At 48.2% G+C, this 18,340-nt stretch carries 9 protein-coding genes; 4 read left to right on the top strand and 5 right to left on the bottom strand.

Annotated features, from left to right (window positions below):
* Window positions 1–8,261 (bottom strand): PAS domain S-box protein (locus QUB12_RS05450; RefSeq protein WP_333300171.1); only part of this gene is annotated, 8,261 nt, incomplete at its 3' end.
* 942 nt (window positions 8,262–9,203) lie between these two features.
* Here QUB12_RS05450 and QUB12_RS05445 point away from each other — a divergent pair.
* Together QUB12_RS05445 and QUB12_RS05440 are read left to right on the top strand one after the other, a co-directional pair.
* Entirely contained in the window at window positions 9,204–11,132 is a 1,929-nt protein-coding gene (locus tag QUB12_RS05445) for an ATP-binding protein (RefSeq protein ID WP_333138271.1), read from the top strand.
* A gap of 527 nt (window positions 11,133–11,659) precedes the next feature.
* On the top strand, window positions 11,660–12,190 hold the full coding sequence (locus QUB12_RS05440) for a hypothetical protein (protein ID WP_333138273.1): 531 nt from the start codon (window positions 11,660–11,662) through the stop codon (window positions 12,188–12,190).
* 193 nt (window positions 12,191–12,383) lie between these two features.
* On the opposite strand, the gene QUB12_RS05435 is transcribed toward QUB12_RS05440, so the two are convergent.
* The 3 genes from QUB12_RS05435 to ilvD all read right to left on the bottom strand — a co-directional run bounded on the left by QUB12_RS05435 (window position 12,384) and on the right by ilvD (window position 14,839).
* Complete coding sequence (locus tag QUB12_RS05435) at window positions 12,384–12,800, bottom strand: hypothetical protein (protein WP_333138275.1); 417 nt, start codon at window positions 12,798–12,800, stop codon at window positions 12,384–12,386.
* On the bottom strand, window positions 12,793–13,014 hold the full coding sequence (locus QUB12_RS05430) for a hypothetical protein (protein ID WP_106332686.1): 222 nt from the start codon (window positions 13,012–13,014) through the stop codon (window positions 12,793–12,795). Before QUB12_RS05430 ends, QUB12_RS05435 begins: the two co-directional genes overlap by 8 nt.
* 139 nt (window positions 13,015–13,153) lie before the next feature.
* Window positions 13,154–14,839, bottom strand: a complete 1,686-nt coding sequence (ilvD, locus tag QUB12_RS05425) for a dihydroxy-acid dehydratase (protein ID WP_333305826.1) — start codon at window positions 14,837–14,839, stop codon at window positions 13,154–13,156.
* Between the two features lie 650 nt (window positions 14,840–15,489).
* On the opposite strand from ilvD, the gene QUB12_RS05420 reads away from it, so the two are divergent.
* Window positions 15,490–16,332, top strand: coding sequence for a pentapeptide repeat-containing protein (locus QUB12_RS05420; protein WP_333305907.1), 843 nt, complete (start codon window positions 15,490–15,492; stop codon window positions 16,330–16,332).
* Window positions 16,333–16,489: 157 nt separating this feature from the next.
* Window positions 16,490–17,353, top strand: coding sequence for a sulfite exporter TauE/SafE family protein (locus tag QUB12_RS05415; protein ID WP_333305823.1), 864 nt, complete (start codon window positions 16,490–16,492; stop codon window positions 17,351–17,353).
* A gap of 156 nt (window positions 17,354–17,509) precedes the next feature.
* Here QUB12_RS05415 and QUB12_RS05410 read toward each other — a convergent pair whose 3' ends face one another.
* Window positions 17,510–18,307, bottom strand: coding sequence for a hypothetical protein (locus QUB12_RS05410; RefSeq protein ID WP_333138281.1), 798 nt, complete (start codon window positions 18,305–18,307; stop codon window positions 17,510–17,512).
* Window positions 18,308–18,340: the final 33 nt, after the last annotated feature.

Genomic DNA, 18,340 nt, shown 5'->3' with positions numbered 1-18,340 from the left:
TCGATGCCCCCGTGCCTGCCCTCCAATTCGATGCCCCCGTGCCTGCCCTCCAATTCGATGCCCCCGTGCCTGCCCTCCAATTCGATGCCCCCGTGCCTGCCCTCGAGTTCGATCGTGAAGCAACTTCCTACACCCACCTCGCTGGTGAGCAACACCTGCCCGCCGTGGAGTTCGACAATGCGTTTCACCAGGGCAAGCCCCAAGCCTGTCCCCTGATATTGACGATTCAGGGCGCCATCGATTTGGATAAAGGGCTGAAACAGTTTGTTGATATGTTCTGGGGCAATACCAATACCTGTATCGATGACGGCAATTCGCAGAGTCTCTTTGACCAAAAAATGGGGTGGGGAATCGGCAGAATCTGGGTCGGCCCGGCGCTGTTGACGGCTGACTTCTAGGGTGATGCGTCCTCCGCTAGGAGTGAATTTTACCGCGTTGTTGAGCAGGTTGATCAAGACTTGGCGCATCCGCCGTTCATCCATCAATAAGTCGGGCAGATTGAGTGGCACTTTAATCTCTAGTTGGATGCGTTTTTGCAGGGCTTGTTGTTTAATAAATGGCAGACTGGATTGACAGAGATGATTGATTGAAACTGGGGTGCAATCGAGCTCCATTTGACCGGATTCAATTTTGGCGACATCCAAAATGTCGTTGATTAACTCTAGCAAGTGAGAGCTACTGCGCTCAATGGTTTGTAAAGCTTTGATTTGTTGTTGGTTGACGATGCCAAATACTTGCTCTTGTAGCCCCTCGCTCATGCCCAGAATGGCGTTAAGGGGCGTGCGGAGTTCGTGGCTCATGTTGGCAAGAAATTCGTCTTTGAGACGGGTAGCACGGGCCAGTTCTTCGTTAGAGGCTCCCAGTTGTTGGTTGCGCTCGGTGAGTTGCTGCTGGGCTTGTTGCCGTTCGGTGAGTTGTTGCTGCAACTGCTCAAATAGGCTAGCTTGTTGAACCGCGATCGCCAACTGGTTAGCAATTTGTTGCAGGAGTTGTGCTTCCGACTCTTGCCAGACTCGCTTTTCTCGGCAAGCATGGACAACTAAAACCCCCCAGAGCTTGTTGGTTTGCCCGGGGGCAACCCCTCTATGGCTTTCGCTGCTTCGGACTTCTTGCAGGATAGGTGCAACCATTTTGGACTTGACTTGACCAACGCTTGCGTATTCCACCAAGCAATTAGTCCCCATATCGGTGATTATATCGGGGACGATACGGGGATTGCCCTGGCAATAGTGGTTGAGGATTTCTTGAGACCACAGTTGGTCGTCCCAGTAAAGGTTTTTGAGCGCGGGAAACTCGGTCAACACAGATTCTTCAACTATTTGACTTCTGCCATTGTCAAATAGCCGGATTACGATGATTCGATCGCCTTGCAAGATTTCTTTGACTTGCTGTGTCACAGTCGCCAAAATTTCGTTAATATCCAACGATTCGCGAATTTGCTGGGCGATCGCTCCCAAAGTTCGCTGCCGTTGCAGTTGTAAAGCGATCGCCTTTTCTGTTTCCTTGCGGATAGCCAGCTCTGATTGTACCTGTTCGTAGAGGTAAGATTGCTGAATGGCGATCGCTAATTGATTAGCAATTTGTTTAAGTAAATTGATTTCCCACTCTTGCCATTGGCGCGGACGATCGCATTGATGAACAATCAGCAATCCCCAGAGGATTTGATTCTGAATAATTGGAACTACGAGTTTGGCTCTGACCTGGATTTCTGCGAGGAATTCAACCAAGCAGGGTAAGATTGACTCGTTTTCATCTTCCCTATCGTTGAGGGCATAAACTTTTCCTTGGATATAGCGATCGTAGTTCTCTTCGGGGAAAACCTCTTCAGGGAAGAGGATATCCAAGAGCTTAGACGTATTTGGCGAAACAGATTCAGCAATGGCAGCCCCCGTCCCTTCAGGATAAACCCGATAAACCAGGGTTCGGTCTGATTGCAATACCTGATGGATTTCCTCAACAGTGCTATTGAGAATCTCCTCCAGATGCAGAGACGATCGCATCCGTTTAGTAATCGCTCCCAGCAAACGCTCCTGTTTTGCTTGTTGTTGCAATCTCAGTTCGGATTCTTTGCGATGGGTGATATCCTGAAACGTGCCTACCAGACCAATAATATTACCTGAGCAGTCTCGCAGGGGAGCCTTGTGGGTTTCGAGAAATATTGGTTTACCATTGGGTAGGGTTAGCGTTTCTTCGATCCCTAATATAGCTTCACCCGTTTCGATTAACCGCCGATCCATCGCACAATAACCGTTCGCCTCGACTTCTGCGTGGCAAATATCTAAATCTGTTTTACCTATACTTTCAGTCGTAGATGGCAAGCCTAGAGTTTTGGCAAACTGCTGATTGCATCCTAAAAAAACAGACTCTCGATTCTTCCAAAACACCGAAAGCGGGATGGTATCGAGTACCGTTTGCAGAAACTGCTGAGATTCCTGCAAAGCCTTCTGGGCCTGTTTGCGATCGGTGATGTCTACTAATACACAAATAGTTTGATCGTCTGAGTCTGGGAGGAGTGCGGCTCCCATCAGGACAGAAATCCGGCTGCCATCCTTACGGTAGTATTCCTTTTCCCAGGGCTCGCTCGTGCCATCCTGCATCACGCGCTCCATCGCTACAACATCAGCGTGGACATATTCGGGGGGGGTCATGGCATCCCAATGAATTAGCCCCGCATTTAGTTCCTCCCTCGTGTAGCCAACCATCTGTAAGAAGCGATCGTTGGCATCGATAATGTTCCCCTGAAAATCGGCAAATATCATGCCGCTCACACTGGACTCAAACACCCGGCGGAAGCGGATTTCACTGCTTTCCCTGGCGAGTTCAGCTTGTTTGCGATCGCTGATATCCGATAAAATTCCCTGGATGCTAATCAATTCCCCTTCAGCATTTATAACGGGTGTGGGACTGCTTCTCACCCAGACATAATTGCCATCTCGGTGGCGAACTCGGAACTCATAATCACTTGACTTTTTACCACATTTGAGATTCTCCCGATAATATGTAACCAGCAAAGAGCGATCGTCTGGATGCACCAGATGTAGAAACGACTCACCAATCCATGCACGCTCATCCCAGCCAAACATGGTCGTGAATTGCGGTGACACATAAGTGAGTATGCCATCGGGTTCACATGACCAGATCAAATCATTAGCCCCTTCTACCAGCCGCCGGAATTTAGCTTCACTCTCTGCTAATTCGGCTTCGATCTGTTTGCGATCGCTGATATCCCGGCATACACAAATCAATAATCCATCGTCTGTGAGGGTGAGGGATAGCCCTTCGGCAAAGGTAGAGCCATCTTTGCGGGTGGCGATCGCCTCTCCCTCCCAAGCACGATCGCGCATCAGCACCGGAAAGACTTCCCGATCAAACCGTTCTAACTCCTGTTGGGAATACAAAAGTTTCCAGGTTTTGCCCAGCAGTTCTTGGGGATGTTCGTAGCCAAACAGTGTTAGATGGGCTTGATTCACATAGAGGTAGGTCTCTCCTTGGATAATCGCAATGCCGTCGATCGCCGCCTCAATTGCCGCCAGTTGTCTTTTTAGGGTTTCTTGGGTTTGTTTGAGATCGCTAATATCTGCAAAATAGCCAATAATCTCGGTTGGCTTGCCTTGTTCATCTCGCACCAGGCGCAGCTCATCCCGTAGCCAAACGTAGTGACCATCGCGATGCAAAAATCGATATTCATGCTGATGAGTGTTGTGTTCAAAGAGAGCGGATATATGTGCAAAAACCCTAGGGGCATCTTCTGGGTGAATATGGTTAGCCCAGAAGCCAGATTCCGATAAAAATTCTTCTGGTTTGTAGCCCAAAATGGCTTCGATATTTTTGCTCATGAAGGTTGCTCCATAGTCCCCATAGGGCTTACAGCTATAGATCATGGCGGGACTGGAGGCTAGAAGAAATTCGAGGCGTTCTTTCAACAGGCGATTTTCTCGCTCTGTCTGTTGACGCTCAGTAATGTCTTGGATCAGGCCAAGCACATAGAGATGTTTATCATCCATCGATAGGATAGAGGTGGAAATGGAGATAGTACGGCACTGTCCATCTTGGCGCCGGATTTCCCTTTCCAGAGCGATTAAGTTGCCCCTTTGTCGCATCTTTTTCAGGTCGGCAATCGTCTGTTTTTGAGATTCTTGATTATCCAGGTACAAGCTGTGATACCACCCCAGACGGTTAATTTCTTCTAAGGTGTAACCCGTAATCGCTTGCATTTGCTGATTCCAGACTGTGAAGCACAGAAAGGGAAACTCCTCAACTTCATAGAAAACGCACAGCCCTTCTGTCATGTTTTCTACAATTTGTTGACGGAAAGTATTTTCCTGCCGAAGCGTTGCTTCGGCCAACTTGCGATCGGTAATGTCGAAGCGAATGGCTAGATACTGAAAAGGTCGCCCGCCTTCGTCCAAAAAGGGGACAATGGTGCTGGCAACCCAGTACAGGCTACCGTTTTTTGCCTGGTTGCAAATTTCACCGCGCCAAACATGACCGCTAGCAATGGTCTGCCACAGGTCTTGGAAAAACGCAGGGGGATGATAGCCAGAGTTGACTAGGCGATGGGTTTTGCCCATGAGTTCATCGCGGGAGTAGCCAGAGACTACACAGAAGCGATCGTTGACGTAGGATATCACCCCTTCGCGATCGGTGATGACCACGATGGCAGACTGATCCAAGGCCTGTTTAAAGGCTGATAATTCTTGAATTAACTGCTGTCGTTCGAGTTCAGCTTGTTTGCGATCGCTAATATCAAAGTTGAGCCCAATCATGCTCTGGGGATTGCCTTGGGCATCTCGCACGACGACAGCATAGGCTTTAATAAAGTGGAGGCTGCCATCGGGATGCAACACTCGAAACTCGGTATCAAATTCTGCCTCTCCTAAGACGGCTTGCTGGAGCAATGTTTCGGTGGCGGTGCGGTCTTCGGGATGTAGCCGGCTTGCCCAAATGTCGTAAACCACAAGGGAATCAGATTGTTTTGTGACACCGTACAGTTCGTACATCCGCTCATCCCACAAGACGGTGTTGTGTACAAGATCGAAGTCCCAACAGCCGAGCGCCCCTGATTTGAGGGCCAAAGCGAGGCGATCCGATACTTTCTGTAGTTCTGCTTCTGCACGTTTGCGATCGCTAATATCTTTGGCGATACCTAAAAAGCCGATAATTTGCTGATTGACATCCTTGAGGGCGCTGATGGATAGCGACACAGGAAATCGAGAGCCATCTTTGCGGATATAGCTCCACTCTTCTTCGCTGAGAACACCTTGGCGTGCTTTGGCAACAAAAACTTCAAAGCCGGGGGGAATATTTTGCCCTAGTTCGGCAGAGAGTGATGCTGCCCGGTCAATTACCTCATTTGCATCGTGGATGAGTTCGGGCGTACCTTTGCCGACCACTTCTGCTGCACTGTAACCGAGCATCCTTTCGGCTCCAGCATTAAAGGTCTGGATGATGCCTGTTGGGTTAGTGGAGATGATGGAGTAATCAGCACCATCGAGGATGGCGCGTTGCAGGCTGTTGACTTGCCAAAGCTCTTGGGTGCGTTCTTCGACTTTGGCTTCTAGCTGTTGGTTTAGTTGGTACAGTTGTCGCTCGGCCTGTTTGCGATCCGTAACGTCTCGAATCATAAACAAGGCTTCATCTTCGCCGCTCTTGACAATTCTGACCTCTTCATATTGCAGGCGCGGGCCAATGTGCACCTGCTGTTCATAAACTTGCAGTTCTCCTGTGCGTAAGGCTTGCTCTAGGTGGTGTAGATGTCGGGTCGCAATTTCTCCTGAAATAAGATCCACCATCGCCACACCAGGCCTATCGAAATCTGTACCCAGGAAGTCGAGCGGACGATGGGCTGTCACCCTCCCCCGATAAATACCATCGGCACCCATGCGAAACATGAAGTCTGGAACTGCTGCTAATATGGCTCGGCTCTGGGCTTCGCTCTGGATCAGGGCGGTTTCGGCAAGTTTGCGATCGCTAATGTCTGTAATAGCGCCTACATAGCCAACTACTTGCCCGTCTGCATCCAGTTCGGCAACGGACTGCCCATATACCCAAGCCACAGCACCGTCGGGACGTTGAAAGCGATATTCGAGCCCGAAAGGGCGATTTTCTTGGACAGATTTTTGCCATTCGACCGCGATCGAGTCGCGATCTTCGGGGTGCAGCCCTTGTCGCCATCCTTCCCCGATGGCGGCCTTTGGGCTGAGTCCGGTGATCAGACACCAGCGATCGTTAACATAGATGCAGTTGCCCCCAGGATCGGTGCGGAAAATCCCCACTGGTGCGACTTCCACGAGGGTGGCGTAGCGTTCTTCGCTCTCTTGCAGGAAGGCTTCTGTTCGTTTGCGATCGCTAATGTCGGTAATGGTGCCTATAGAGCCGCTCCGATGTCCATTGGCATCGAGTTCGGCGACGCACTGCCCATAAACCCACCTTACTTCACCGTCGGGACGTTGAAAGCGATATTCGAGTTCAAAAGAGTCGTTACCTTGGATGAATTGCTCCCATTGGGCAATGATCCAATCGCGATCGTCGGGGTGCACTCCTCGTTGCCATCCCTGTCCGATAGTGGCTCCTGGTGTGAGTCCGCTGATCTGAAAGTAGCGATCGTTGACATAGGTGCATAGCCCCTCCGCATCGGTGCGAAAAATCCCCACCGGAGCGGCTGCGGCAAGGGCGGCGTAGCGTTCTTCGCTCTCGATCAGGGTGGCTTCGATCCGCTGTCGCTTTACCAGTTCCTTCTGCAATTTTTGGTGGATCGTGGCTTGCCCAATGGCGATCGCCAGATGCACTGATAAGGCTTGTACCAGTTCGACTTCTTCCGGTTGCCAGGCGCGGGCGTGCTGGCTTTCGCTGGCATTGAGCAAGCCCCATAACTCATCGCCACACAGTAGCGGCACCAAAAGTTTGGCTTTTGTCTGGAGGCGGCTCAGCATCTGCCGATGACAGTCTGATATGTTGGCTGTGGAGATATCTGGTACGACGCGAACATATCCCTGACGATAAATCTCAGGATTGTCTTGCTTATAGCAGGTCTCATTGACCCGTTCGCCCAACAGAGACAGGGACGAGTCGGTGGATTCTGCCACGACAATGATTTCCCTATTGGCTTCAAACCGCCAAATATTGACGCGAGCGCAGCCCAGCACTTGCCGCACCTGCTGCACAGTCGTATCCAAAATCGTTTGCAGGCTTAGGGACGAGCGAATTTGGGAGGCCAAGTCTGCGAGTAATTTCTCTCGTTGTACCTTGGTGTTGAGAGCGGCTGTCCGAGTTTCCACCTGTTGCTCGAGCTCAAGGTTGCGATTTGCCAGCAGCGCCACCTTTTCCGCCTCTAGGCGCACCACCTTCTCTTCCCACTTCTGGACCAGCTTGTATAGCTCCAGCGGGTTGAGGGCTTGCAGCAAACTGGTCTGGGTGACAATACCCAGTAACTCCCCTTGTTCCCCTGTCACCGCCAACCGACGGATCGATCGCTGCTCCATGATCTGCTGCACAGTCAAGAGCGACTCTTCTGGCTTGACCTTAAAAATCGGTGTACTCATCACCGCCTCAGCCCGACAGGTTTCCATGTTCAAGCCCAAGGCCTGAAATTGCACAATATCCCGCTCGGTGAGAATCCCCACTGGCATTTGTAGCGGTTCAGTAGAGATTCCGCCTGGGTGTACAATCATCACGGAACTGACGCGATGCTCTGCCATAAGTTGGGCGATCGCCAGTAGGGAACAATCTGGCGCAGCACAAATCACTTCGCGGGTCATCACTTCTGCTACCATACGCAACCGCAGCAGGTCGAGCGGTCGAGATATTTGGCGCAGACTTTCGTGAGTCACTAGGCCCACTAGGCGATCGAACTCGTCCAGGATGGGCAAATGGCGAATGTGGTGCTGCTGGAGCAGATTAATCGCCAAAAATAAATCGGTGAAGGCGGACTCGCGGAGGGTGACGACGCGGTGTGCCATCACCTCCCGGAGCGCCAAATTCTCCAAGGAACGCTGCTGGGCACTCAGCCGCACCACGTCTCGCTCGGTCAGTACGCCGATTAATTGCTCGTTTTCCACTACCAACACGCAGCTCGATCGCGCCTCTAAGTGGAGGTCTTCGAGTTGACCATCCGCCGTTCTAGCGGTGTTGCAGAGCGATCGCACGCCGCTCATTTGGGCGATCGCATCCATCACCGTCGTATCGGGCGAAACCACCAAGGGCTCCCGGATGATGGCAGTCCTGAGTTCTATTGGAGTGAGAGCCGTAGTACGACTGAACATGGGTTTATAGGGTTTTATTGCTGATTATTTTGTTAAACTCTTCGCCTTAAACACGTGAGCTGATAGCGTAGCGTGGGGCGAGCCCTAGTACGGAGAAGAGTTACTTAGCTGCACGACATTCTCTAAATATTATATTTACTTACAGTTCGCTTTTGCCGGAAATGACTTAGGGAAATTCTGTAACTCTCAGGTAACGCTCTTTCATCATTTTCATGAGATGATAAAAACAGGAAGTGCCCTCAACCCTTTACTGGACTAAGTGAAAGCTCGGAGAACGCGCCGTAACGATAAAATTTGTTGACAATTGACGATTACTGTGAATTATACAGAGCATACAGAACACTCTTCCCCGAAGTGAGAATTTATGAGGCGTTTAATTACTTTCCTGTGGGGATTTTCTGATATTAAGCGTAAAAAACTACCAGCAATATCTCGTGTGGTGGGATTAAGCAATGAACAAAAACTCTTGCATTTTGTAAGCGAATTACTTGACAAGTATAAGGATTGAGAGATGCTAGGTTAAACCTTATTCTACAAGAACTACCCGAACGATATCTTTTTATAATTATTGTTGAAAAACTAGCTGATTAAAATAAATGGAATACAAGCGATGAGCTCAAACCCTGTCACAAATCAAATAGAGTTCAAGTAAGTCGGCGTGAAGAAAACGAACTCTGTTAAAAAAACAAGTGAATACAGACAATGTTTCTACTGAAGCAACTCAATAGATGGGCGCTATATTAACAGAAACCCGGTTTTTCAACACCAGTGCCTCCTGGAATCTCCGAAAGTAGAAACGAGAAACCGGGTTTCTTAGGCAAGGTAAGAGCGTCCTAATTTACAAAAATTATTACATTAAATATCAATGCGGTACTCTCAAATCAGCAGCGAGTTAAGTTAGACTGAATTGTCAGTGCGTGAATTATTCACAGGTTAGCATCTATGCAGCTCAAACCTCTAAATCAGCCTTCACAAGAACTCTCTACCTCTTGCGAGCATAAAATCAAAGAGACTCAACCACCAAAGCCCAATTATTTCGCTCACATAGCCCGTTCCTTCCGCAACCTCAGTATTCACGACAAAATCTGCCGTGGGTACGCACTGGCTCTTTGTGTTGCGATTGGGGGAACGGCTGTCGGGATGTTGGTGGGCACTCATTACTATCGAATAACTAATAATCAAGTACACATCGATCGAGAAAGTCAGCTTTTAAATAAGTTGCAGGTGGCTTTACTGCGAACGCAAAATAGCCAAGAATGGCTGATTTACGGGCTAGATAATCCCCAAACATTTGACCGTAAATACCAACAGTTACAAAACAATATTTCCACTTTAAAAGTGTTGTTTTCAGAATTTAAAAAGCCTAACAATCTAGAACAGATTGAAGGAATAGAAAAAATTAGAAAAACTGGGGATTCGCTACTAGCCAATTATATTTCTCCACTAGAAATAGTTAATAATAAAATTAGTAAGTTGCCAAACAACCCCGCTCAACAAAGTATTAAACGTAAGTTGCTGTTGAATTTCGAGCGAGATAAAATTGGGTTGCAACTAGATAGGGCGGTTAATGATATAGCAGCAATTATCGATCGCGCCCAAGTGCAAGAAGATGCAGGGCGGAAGGATGTGCTGCGAGCGCAGGCGCTGCGGGTGCAAATAATTTTGGGTAGCATGGCACTGTCGATCGTCGTTGCAGCAGTGCTGGCGGGCTTCACCAGTCGGGCGATCGCCAAACCCCTCGCCGCTGTAACTAAAATCGCTCAGCAAGTGACTGAAGAATCTAATTTTCAGTTGCAAGTACCAGTTACCAGCACCGATGAAGTAGGAGTATTGGCAGCTTCGCTGAATCAACTGATTCAGAAAGTAAATCAGTTGCTAGAAGAATTGAAATCTGAACAACAAAGCAAGATACTTCAAAATGAGAAAATGGCAACTTTGGGGCGGATGTTAGCCGGCGTTGCTCACGAAGTTAACAACCCAATCAATTTTATCTATGCCAATATCGATCCTGCCAGAAATTATGTTGAAGATATTTTAGATTTGCTCAAAACTTACGAAACCGAAATTTCCAACCCCCCTGCCGCTGTGCTGGCGAAAGGCGAAGAAATAGACATCGATTTTCTCAAAGAAGATTTGATCAAAATATTGGACTCAATGCAAGTAGGCGCTGAAAGAGCCAAAGCTATTATCTTAAGTTTGAAAGATTTTTCTCGCCTCGATGAGGCAGCCCCTCATCCCGTCGATTTGCACGCCTGCATAGACAGCAGTTTGCTGATTCTCAACAGCCGCATCAAACAGGGCATTGAAGTGGTGCGACATTACGGCAATATTCCGACTGTGGAAGGCTATATGGGTTTGCTTTACCAGGTATTTGTGAATCTTCTCAACAATGCACTAGATGCTGTGGAAGAGAAAGCAAAAATTGAGAAATCCAGCTCTGAGAAGGCGAAAAAACGATCGGCTTCGGAGTCACTCCAGGAAGCACCGAGTTTTTCGCCGAGGATTGTGATTGCTACAGAATACTTGGACGACGACTCAGTGATAGTGCGAATTTCTGATAACGGTACGGGAATAGCACCAGAGAGCCAAGAAAAAATGTTTGAAACATTCTTTACTACTAAACCGAGAGGTGTAGGTACGGGTTTGGGATTGGCAATTGGTCGCGAAATTATCGTTAAGAAACACGGGGGGACAATTAACTTTTGGTCGGAGGTGGGAAGGGGGACGGAATTTGCGATCGCCCTGCCGATTAAGCATGAGGATTTAATGCAAAATACGCTCTTACAATCTCCAGTTGCTCGTGAATATAATTCCCAAGGCAACGAGAAAGTGCCAACCCAGCCCAAAAAAAGAGGAACTGTAAAAACTTAAAAATTATATCATTTCCGGTTACACTCCTTATGATGTTGACTGTTGACGCCGTGAACAGTGAACAGTCAACCGTCAACAGTGAACAGTGAACTCGAATTTACTATTCCGATGCTAACGGATTTGATATTATTCGTTTTTATCCCTGTTTCAAAAAAGAATGCAACTGCAAGCAAGCTCCGCAATCGGATGTCAGAATTCATTCCCCATCTAAAATCTAAAATCTAAAATGGTATGAGATTGCTTACTGACCGAAAGCATCCAGGATACAATCCCCCGGATTCATCCGTGGAGAAATAAAAAACCTGTATCCGATGAAACTTGCCCCCCGAATTTATTCGTGGGGTCAATGCTTCAATTCTTTAATCTAAAATCTAAAATCTAAAATCTAAAATCTAAAATCGATTGACTGGCTGTCGCTACCCCACTAAATGAGTGATAATACCAAAATAAAAACTATTTTCCATAATCTTGAAAAACAGGATTTGCTATAATTTAAAGTTGAGCAATCACTGTACGGAGCGAAAATTATGGGACTATTTGACCAAATTTTGAGCGCGATCGACAATCCCAACCAACAAGCAAACCCCAATCAGTTGGGCAACATTCTCGGTGCGGTAGAACAGTTGAGCAGCAACCAGGGCGTCAATACGGGCACCACTCAGCTAGCAATGTCGGTTTTGGGCGGATACGTGCGATCGGCATTGCAAAACGTGCGATCGCAGTCGGGAGACGCACAAGCTCAACAAGTTGTCAACCAATTTAGCGGCACAAATCCCAATCCGCAAGCGGTACAGAGTTTGTTCGGCGCAGGCCAACTGACGCAGATAGTGAACGATATCGCCCACAGAACCGGTTTGAATAACGCCACAGTGCAGGCGATGATACCTGTTTTGGTGCCCCTGGTGCTGAATTTGCTAAAAACCGGCAGCAATGCCCAAAACCCAGCCCAAGGCAGCAATCCCGTTTTGAATACGTTTTTAGATTCAGATGGAGACGGCGACGTAGATATTACTGACGCCATGTCGATGGCAGGCCGCTTTTTGAATCAGCGCAGTTAATTGTTGATGGTTGACAAAACATAACACCCAAATCCCCGACTTCTTGAAGAAATCGGGGATTTAAAGGAATAAGGAAGAAGCAATCAAATCAATGGTTTCAGCAATTAAAAACATCCTAATTACCAAGAAGGTTGCTATATACCAATTTTATAAATTGATTAAATCCGTTCCTTCTCGTCACCTTATGGTATTGTTAGTGTGAGGATACAGTTTGCGGGGATTTTCCAAGGTTGACATACCAGTTCGGTTTTGGCGGCGCATCATTGACTTTTTCTATGTGAGCGCGAACCGAAATATTTTCGTAGTCTCGAATACTACCCGCTCCCATGCCTAACAAGCTTTCATTCCCAAACAAATCCCACAGAAACAGATGTTGCTCGTCTGTAAGTGGAATATCTTCAAGTCGAGCCATATAAAATACTGCCAAAACATCAATCTCCTCCCGTTTGGCACTCCACTGGTACATCAAATCGAATGGGATATTGGCTTCAGTTATGCAACCAATCGCCTTATCTGGGGTCATTTCTCGTTTGTACACTAGGTTTAGGCACAGTGCCAGTATCCAGTGGTCTTTTGGCAGCGAACGTAGTCTGTATTGTTGTTTATTCATCAGTTTTATCCTCTTCACAAGTCCAGTAAATTCCGAGTGTACAATCACTGTGATGTTGTGCTCGGCGTTCGTATTTGTCGCAGCGCTCTTGAGCTTTATAAAACTGTTCTATAAAGGTTTTGCCAGGGACATAAAACGGTCTGTCTGGATTGGCTGCAAGTAATTTTTCGTAATCTTCCCAACTTAAATCTGGATCTTCTGGATCTCTGATCATTTATTTTTCATGTGAGTTACCAAAAACTAAATCATATCGTATTTTGTAGGAAACAACCACCTTTACGGTAAGCACAACCTAAAAACATAATACGCATATCCCCGACTTCTTTAAGAAGTCGGGGATATCACAAGAATTATCAACCCAAACCCAAATCAGTAACAGCACCGATACTGCTAGAAGAAACCAACTTAGCATATTTAGCCAAAACGCCCCTAGTATAGCGAGGTTTAGGAGGCTGCCAAAGAGCCCGCCGCTGCTCCAATTCTGCATCAGAAACATTGAGCTGCAACAAGCGATTTTGAGCATCAATCGTAATCGAATCGCCCTCTTTTACCAAAGCAATTGTCCCGCCAACTTGTGCTTCTGGTGCAACGTGACCGACAACCATGCCGTAAGTTCCGCCAGAGAAGCGGCCGTCAGTAATTAACCCGACAGAATCGCCTAAACCAGCGCCAATAATTGCCGAAGTTGGTGCTAACATTTCGCGCATTCCCGGCCCGCCTTTGGGCCCTTCGTAGCGGATGATAATCACATCTCCGGCTTGAATTTTGCCCGCTAGAATTGCATCCAAACAATCTTCTTCAGATTCAAATACGCGCGCTGGGCCGGTAATTTGTGGTTTTTTAACGCCGGTAATTTTAGCAACGGCTCCTTCTGTTGCCAGATTTCCCCTGAGAATTGCTAAATGTCCTTGGGCGTAAAGCGGGTTGTTCCAAGGGCGGATGACATCTTGGTCGGTGCGGGGTTCGGCTGGAATATCTGCTAACACTTCGGCAACAGTTTGACCGGTAATTGTCAGCGCGTCTCCGTGCAGCAAACCCTGTTCTAGCAGCATTTTCATTACTTGAGGAATGCCGCCGGCTTTGTGCAAATCGGTTGCTACGTATTTGCCGCTGGGTTTGAGGTCGCACAGCACTGGTACTTTTGCTCGAATAGTTTCAAAATCGTCGAGGGACAACTCAACGCCGATCGCATTGGAAATGGCTAATAAATGCAGCACAGCGTTGGTTGAACCGCCCACTGCCATGATGACCGCGATCGCATTTTCAAAGGCCGCTCGTGTCAAAATTTGGCTCGGTAACAACTGTTTGCGGACAGCTTCCACCAGCACTTTTGCTGATTCGGCAGCGCTGTCAGCTTTTTCGGCATCCTCAGCAGCCATTGTCGAAGAATAAGGCAAACTCATGCCCATCACTTCAAAAGCGCTAGACATCGTATTTGCTGTGAACATTCCGCCACAGGAACCCGCACCCGGACAAGCTTTTTGTTCGACTGCATTGAGTTCTGTTTCGTCAATTTTGCCCGCGCTGAATTGGCCGACGGCTTCAAAAGCGCTGACAACGGTTAAATCCTGTCCGTTGTGGTGTCCGGGTTTGATCGTGCCGCCGTAAACAAAAATAGCAGGAATGTTCATGCGGGCGATCGCAATCATCGCCCCCGGCATATTTTTATCGCAACCGCCGACAGCCAGCACCCCGTCCATACTTTGGCCGTTGCAAACTGTTTCTATCGAATCCGCAATCACATCTCTCGACACCAGAGAATATTTCATCCCTTGAGTTCCCATCGAGATCCCGTCGCTGATAGTAATCGTACCGAACATCTGCGGCATGGCGCCGGCTTCCCTTGCACCCGCAATAGCCCGCAAAGCGAGCTCGTTCAATCCCATATTGCAGGGCGTAATCGTGCTGTACCCGTTGGCAATCCCCACAATCGGCTTAGTGAAATCGCCGTCACCAAAACCGACTGCCCGCAGCATTGCTCGGTTGGGCGCGCGCTGCACGCCTCCAGTCACAGCTTGGCTTCTCAAATTTTCAGGCATTTTAAAATTTCCTTTGTCAGTTGTCTGTTGTCTGTTTTTCTTTGCTGCTGGCTGTTGACTGCCCAGTGCCGAGAGTTTTACGCTATTTTAATTTTCTCAGAAGCGTTGATATTTTTGACACTCCCCACGGCCGGGGCCGGGGGATTCTTCAAGACGAAGTTGAAAGGGACAGGCAAAAGTCCCCCTAGACGCTCAAAACAACTACCAGCACCAGCGGTGTTGCAATTGCGCTTACTTTCAAATTTTTTTCGCTTTCTGAGTCCACCACAAAAGCCAGATAGGTACGCTCCTCACTCTGCCATTATTTGCCCTTTAAGTATTCCGCATCAAAGGCGGATATCTCCGTTGCCGGGATTCCTCCGTACTAGAATGATTCCTCACGTAGATGGTTGTTCTTACTTGCTACTCAAATTATATCAAACACTGAAGGCGGTTGAAACCGCTACCGACTTATCCCCACGGCCCGGGCCGGGGGCTTGCGTCTCGTTCTTCGGTCAGGCCCTTTAAGAGGGAGTGGCACAGCAGTGCCCGGAAAGCAATGCAAAGATTCTACAGATACTACAGCGTGCAGAGTGAATACCGTGGTTATCTGGGATGATGTGGTAAAACCCATCACTCTAACGTTTAAAAAAAATTGCGAGGCGAATGACATGGAGGCCGATCGAATTCTGAGGCAATATGCGGCCGGAGAAAGAAATTTTCGAGAAATTAACCTCGCCGGGGCCGACTTAAAAGGGGTAAACCTCAGCGAGGCTAACTTTACCAGATCGAATTTCCAAGACGCAAACCTCAAAGGCGCTAACCTGACGGGAGCGAACTTGCGCGAGGTGAAATTGGCAGGGGTGGACTTGACGGAAGCCAACCTCAGCGAAGCAAATCTCATCGGTACCGATTTGAGCGGCGCCAATCTCAGCGGGGCTAACCTGATGGGAGCCAACCTGCGCGGCTCAATGGCGAGAGAAGTCAACATGACCAAGGCTAATTTGACGGAAGCTAACTTGACCGAAGCCAACTTTACCCAAGCGAATTTGTTTGCGGCCAACTTAACCGACGCTAGCATGATTCGTATTAATTTGATGAAGGCAAATTTGAGTTGGTCAACTCTCAAGGCGGTAAACCTGACAAATGCCATCCTCAGCGAGTCGCTTTTAGAAAGAGCTAATCTGACTCAGGCAATTCTCAGCGGGGCGATGGTGAGCGGGGCCAACTTGGCTGGTGCAGACTTGCGCCAAGTAACGATGGTTGGAGCTAATCTCACCGACGCTAATCTGAGCAATGCTAATTTGAGAGTTGCTAATGTGAGTTGGTCAACGCTGGCAAGAGCTAATTTGAGCGGTGCTAATTTGTACCGGGCAAAGCTGTGCTGGTCTAATTTCAGCGGGGCTGTTTTGGTGGAAGCGGTTTTGATTGATGCTAATCTCAATCGAACTAACTTCCGCGATGCAGATTTGAGGCGGGCAATTATGCCAGACGGCACGACTAATGATTCTTAAAATTTGATTGGTGATTGGTGATTGTTGACTGTTCACTGTTGACTGTTCACTGTTGACTGTTCACTGTTCACTAATGACTACTGACTACTGACTACTGACTACTGACTACTGACTACTGACTAATGACTACTGACTACTGACTACTGACTACTGACTAATGAGTATCACTGAATTATTGATGTTGGGTGCGGCGGGAATTTTTGCGGGAATTCTAGCTGGATTTTTGGGTATCGGCGGCGGTACGGTGCTCGTGCCTTTATTGGTGGCTCTCAATTACGCTCCGGTGCAAGCGGTTGCTACTAGCGGTTTGTCGATCGTCATTACAGCTATTTCTGGCAGCATCCAGAATTGGCGCATGGGCTACCTCAGCTTGAGCCAAGTCGCCGGCATCGGATTTCCTGCCGTCATTACAGCACAAATCGGTGTTTATTGGGCGACGATATTTCCGCCTTACTTGGTGCTAGTTACTTTTGGGCTGTTGCTGTGGCTGAATATTTATTTGATTGAAGTTCGCAAGCGCCTGACAGCTAAGAAGAAAGCGGAACTAGAACAAGGGGAACTGGGAGGACAAGCGGGACAAGGAGAAAATGCTCAATTACCAATTACCAATCACGAATTACCCAATAATTCAAATATTATATTCCATCCAACTTTTGCTAAAATTGCTACTGGCAGTGCGGCGGGTTTATTAGCGGGTTTGTTCGGCGTAGGTGGCGGCGTGATTATGGTTCCCCTGCAAATTTTGCTGTTAGGAGAAAGCATTAAAACCGCAATTCAAACCAGCTTGGGCGTCATCGTCATCACGGCAATTTCTGCGACGGCGGGACACGCGGCGCGCGGGAATGTTTTGTGGGTTGTGGGGTTAATTCTTGGCGGCGGCGGTTTGTTGGGCGCGCAGGTGAGTACGCGGTTTTTGCCGAGATTGCCCGATCGTATTGTTAGTTTAGCTTTTCGATCGCTCTTGGCAGTGTTATCGATTTATGTTTTCTGGCAAGCTTGGCAAAAATTTATTAACGGGTAATTGGTAATTGAGGCAGAGCCTCCGGGTATGTATTCCCAGGCAGAGCCTGGGAACAAGGTTAAGGCTACAATGACAGTTGACAGTTGAAGTTGACAGTTGACAGTTGACTACTAACTAATGACTACTGACTACTGACTACTGACTACTGACTACTGACTACTGACTCAGTTTCTTCACGGCACGAGTCAGACGCTGCAAATAAGGCTTGACAATTTCTTGATTTTGTCTCTGCAACTCGGACACTTGCTGCTGCAAATTCTGAATCTCGGTTTGCAGCATCCCTGTGTCTATTGTGGGTCGATCGAGCAAGTCCTGCAATTGCTTGAGAGAACCTTGGATTTGATCCAAGTCTACTTCGTTCGATCGCTCCTGTAACTGAGCCGTAATAGTTTTAACTTCAGTTAACTGTTCGCCCATCAATAAAAATCGGACGTTGACATTTTCCCAATCATGCTCTCTGAGGGCGCTATTTTCCAAAATGCGGAGTTTTTGCTGCAAATCTGACAGTTGCGTGTGGAAATCCTGAGAATCTGCAGGCAGCGCCTGGGCTTGGCGTTCGAGGGAGGCTACGGCAGCTTGTACCTCGGCGATGACGCCGGATTCCAAGCCCAGGAGTTTTTGCTGCAAGTCGGAGACGGCGGTGTAGAGTTCCGCAGGTTCTCCAGGTAGTATCTGAACTTGCTGCGAGCGAGGTTCTACGGAGGCCTGTACCTCCGCGATCGCAGAATTTGCCTTTTGTTGCATTTGTTGCTCGAAACGCTGGCGATTGGCGAGATTTATGGAGAGTGCTGCGGTTAAGGGGGCGGCAGCGTAGACAATTTGGCCCGACAATCCTGCAGCAATTGTGCCAATAGCTGAACCAGCAACAGAGGCGTATTCTACCAATTCTAGCCAGTCCGGCTGGTTCGGGGTACTTCTGGAAGCTGGGAATGATGCTTTTTCAATCTTCTGCATAGCCTTTTAATCGTAGTCGGATAGATGGCGATA

The organism is Microcoleus sp. B7-D4 (assembly GCF_036705125.1).
Lineage (GTDB): Bacteria > Cyanobacteriota > Cyanobacteriia > Cyanobacteriales > Microcoleaceae > Microcoleus.
This window is presented reverse-complemented; position numbering and strand designations above follow the sequence as displayed.

Excerpts from the sequence above, each read along its gene's own strand:
- QUB12_RS05440 (WP_333138273.1), top strand. The coding sequence starts at position 11,660 with ATGGGACTATTTGACCAAATTTTGAGCGCGATCGACAATCCCAACCAA.
- QUB12_RS05445 (WP_333138271.1), top strand. The coding sequence starts at position 9,204 with ATGCAGCTCAAACCTCTAAATCAGCCTTCACAAGAACTCTCTACCTCT.
- QUB12_RS05420 (WP_333305907.1), top strand. The coding sequence starts at position 15,490 with ATGGAGGCCGATCGAATTCTGAGGCAATATGCGGCCGGAGAAAGAAAT.
- QUB12_RS05430 (WP_106332686.1), bottom strand. The coding sequence starts at position 13,014 with ATGATCAGAGATCCAGAAGATCCAGATTTAAGTTGGGAAGATTACGAA.
- ilvD (WP_333305826.1), bottom strand. The coding sequence starts at position 14,839 with ATGCCTGAAAATTTGAGAAGCCAAGCTGTGACTGGAGGCGTGCAGCGC.
- QUB12_RS05435 (WP_333138275.1), bottom strand. The coding sequence starts at position 12,800 with ATGAATAAACAACAATACAGACTACGTTCGCTGCCAAAAGACCACTGG.
- QUB12_RS05410 (WP_333138281.1), bottom strand. The coding sequence starts at position 18,307 with ATGCAGAAGATTGAAAAAGCATCATTCCCAGCTTCCAGAAGTACCCCG.
- QUB12_RS05415 (WP_333305823.1), top strand. The coding sequence starts at position 16,490 with ATGAGTATCACTGAATTATTGATGTTGGGTGCGGCGGGAATTTTTGCG.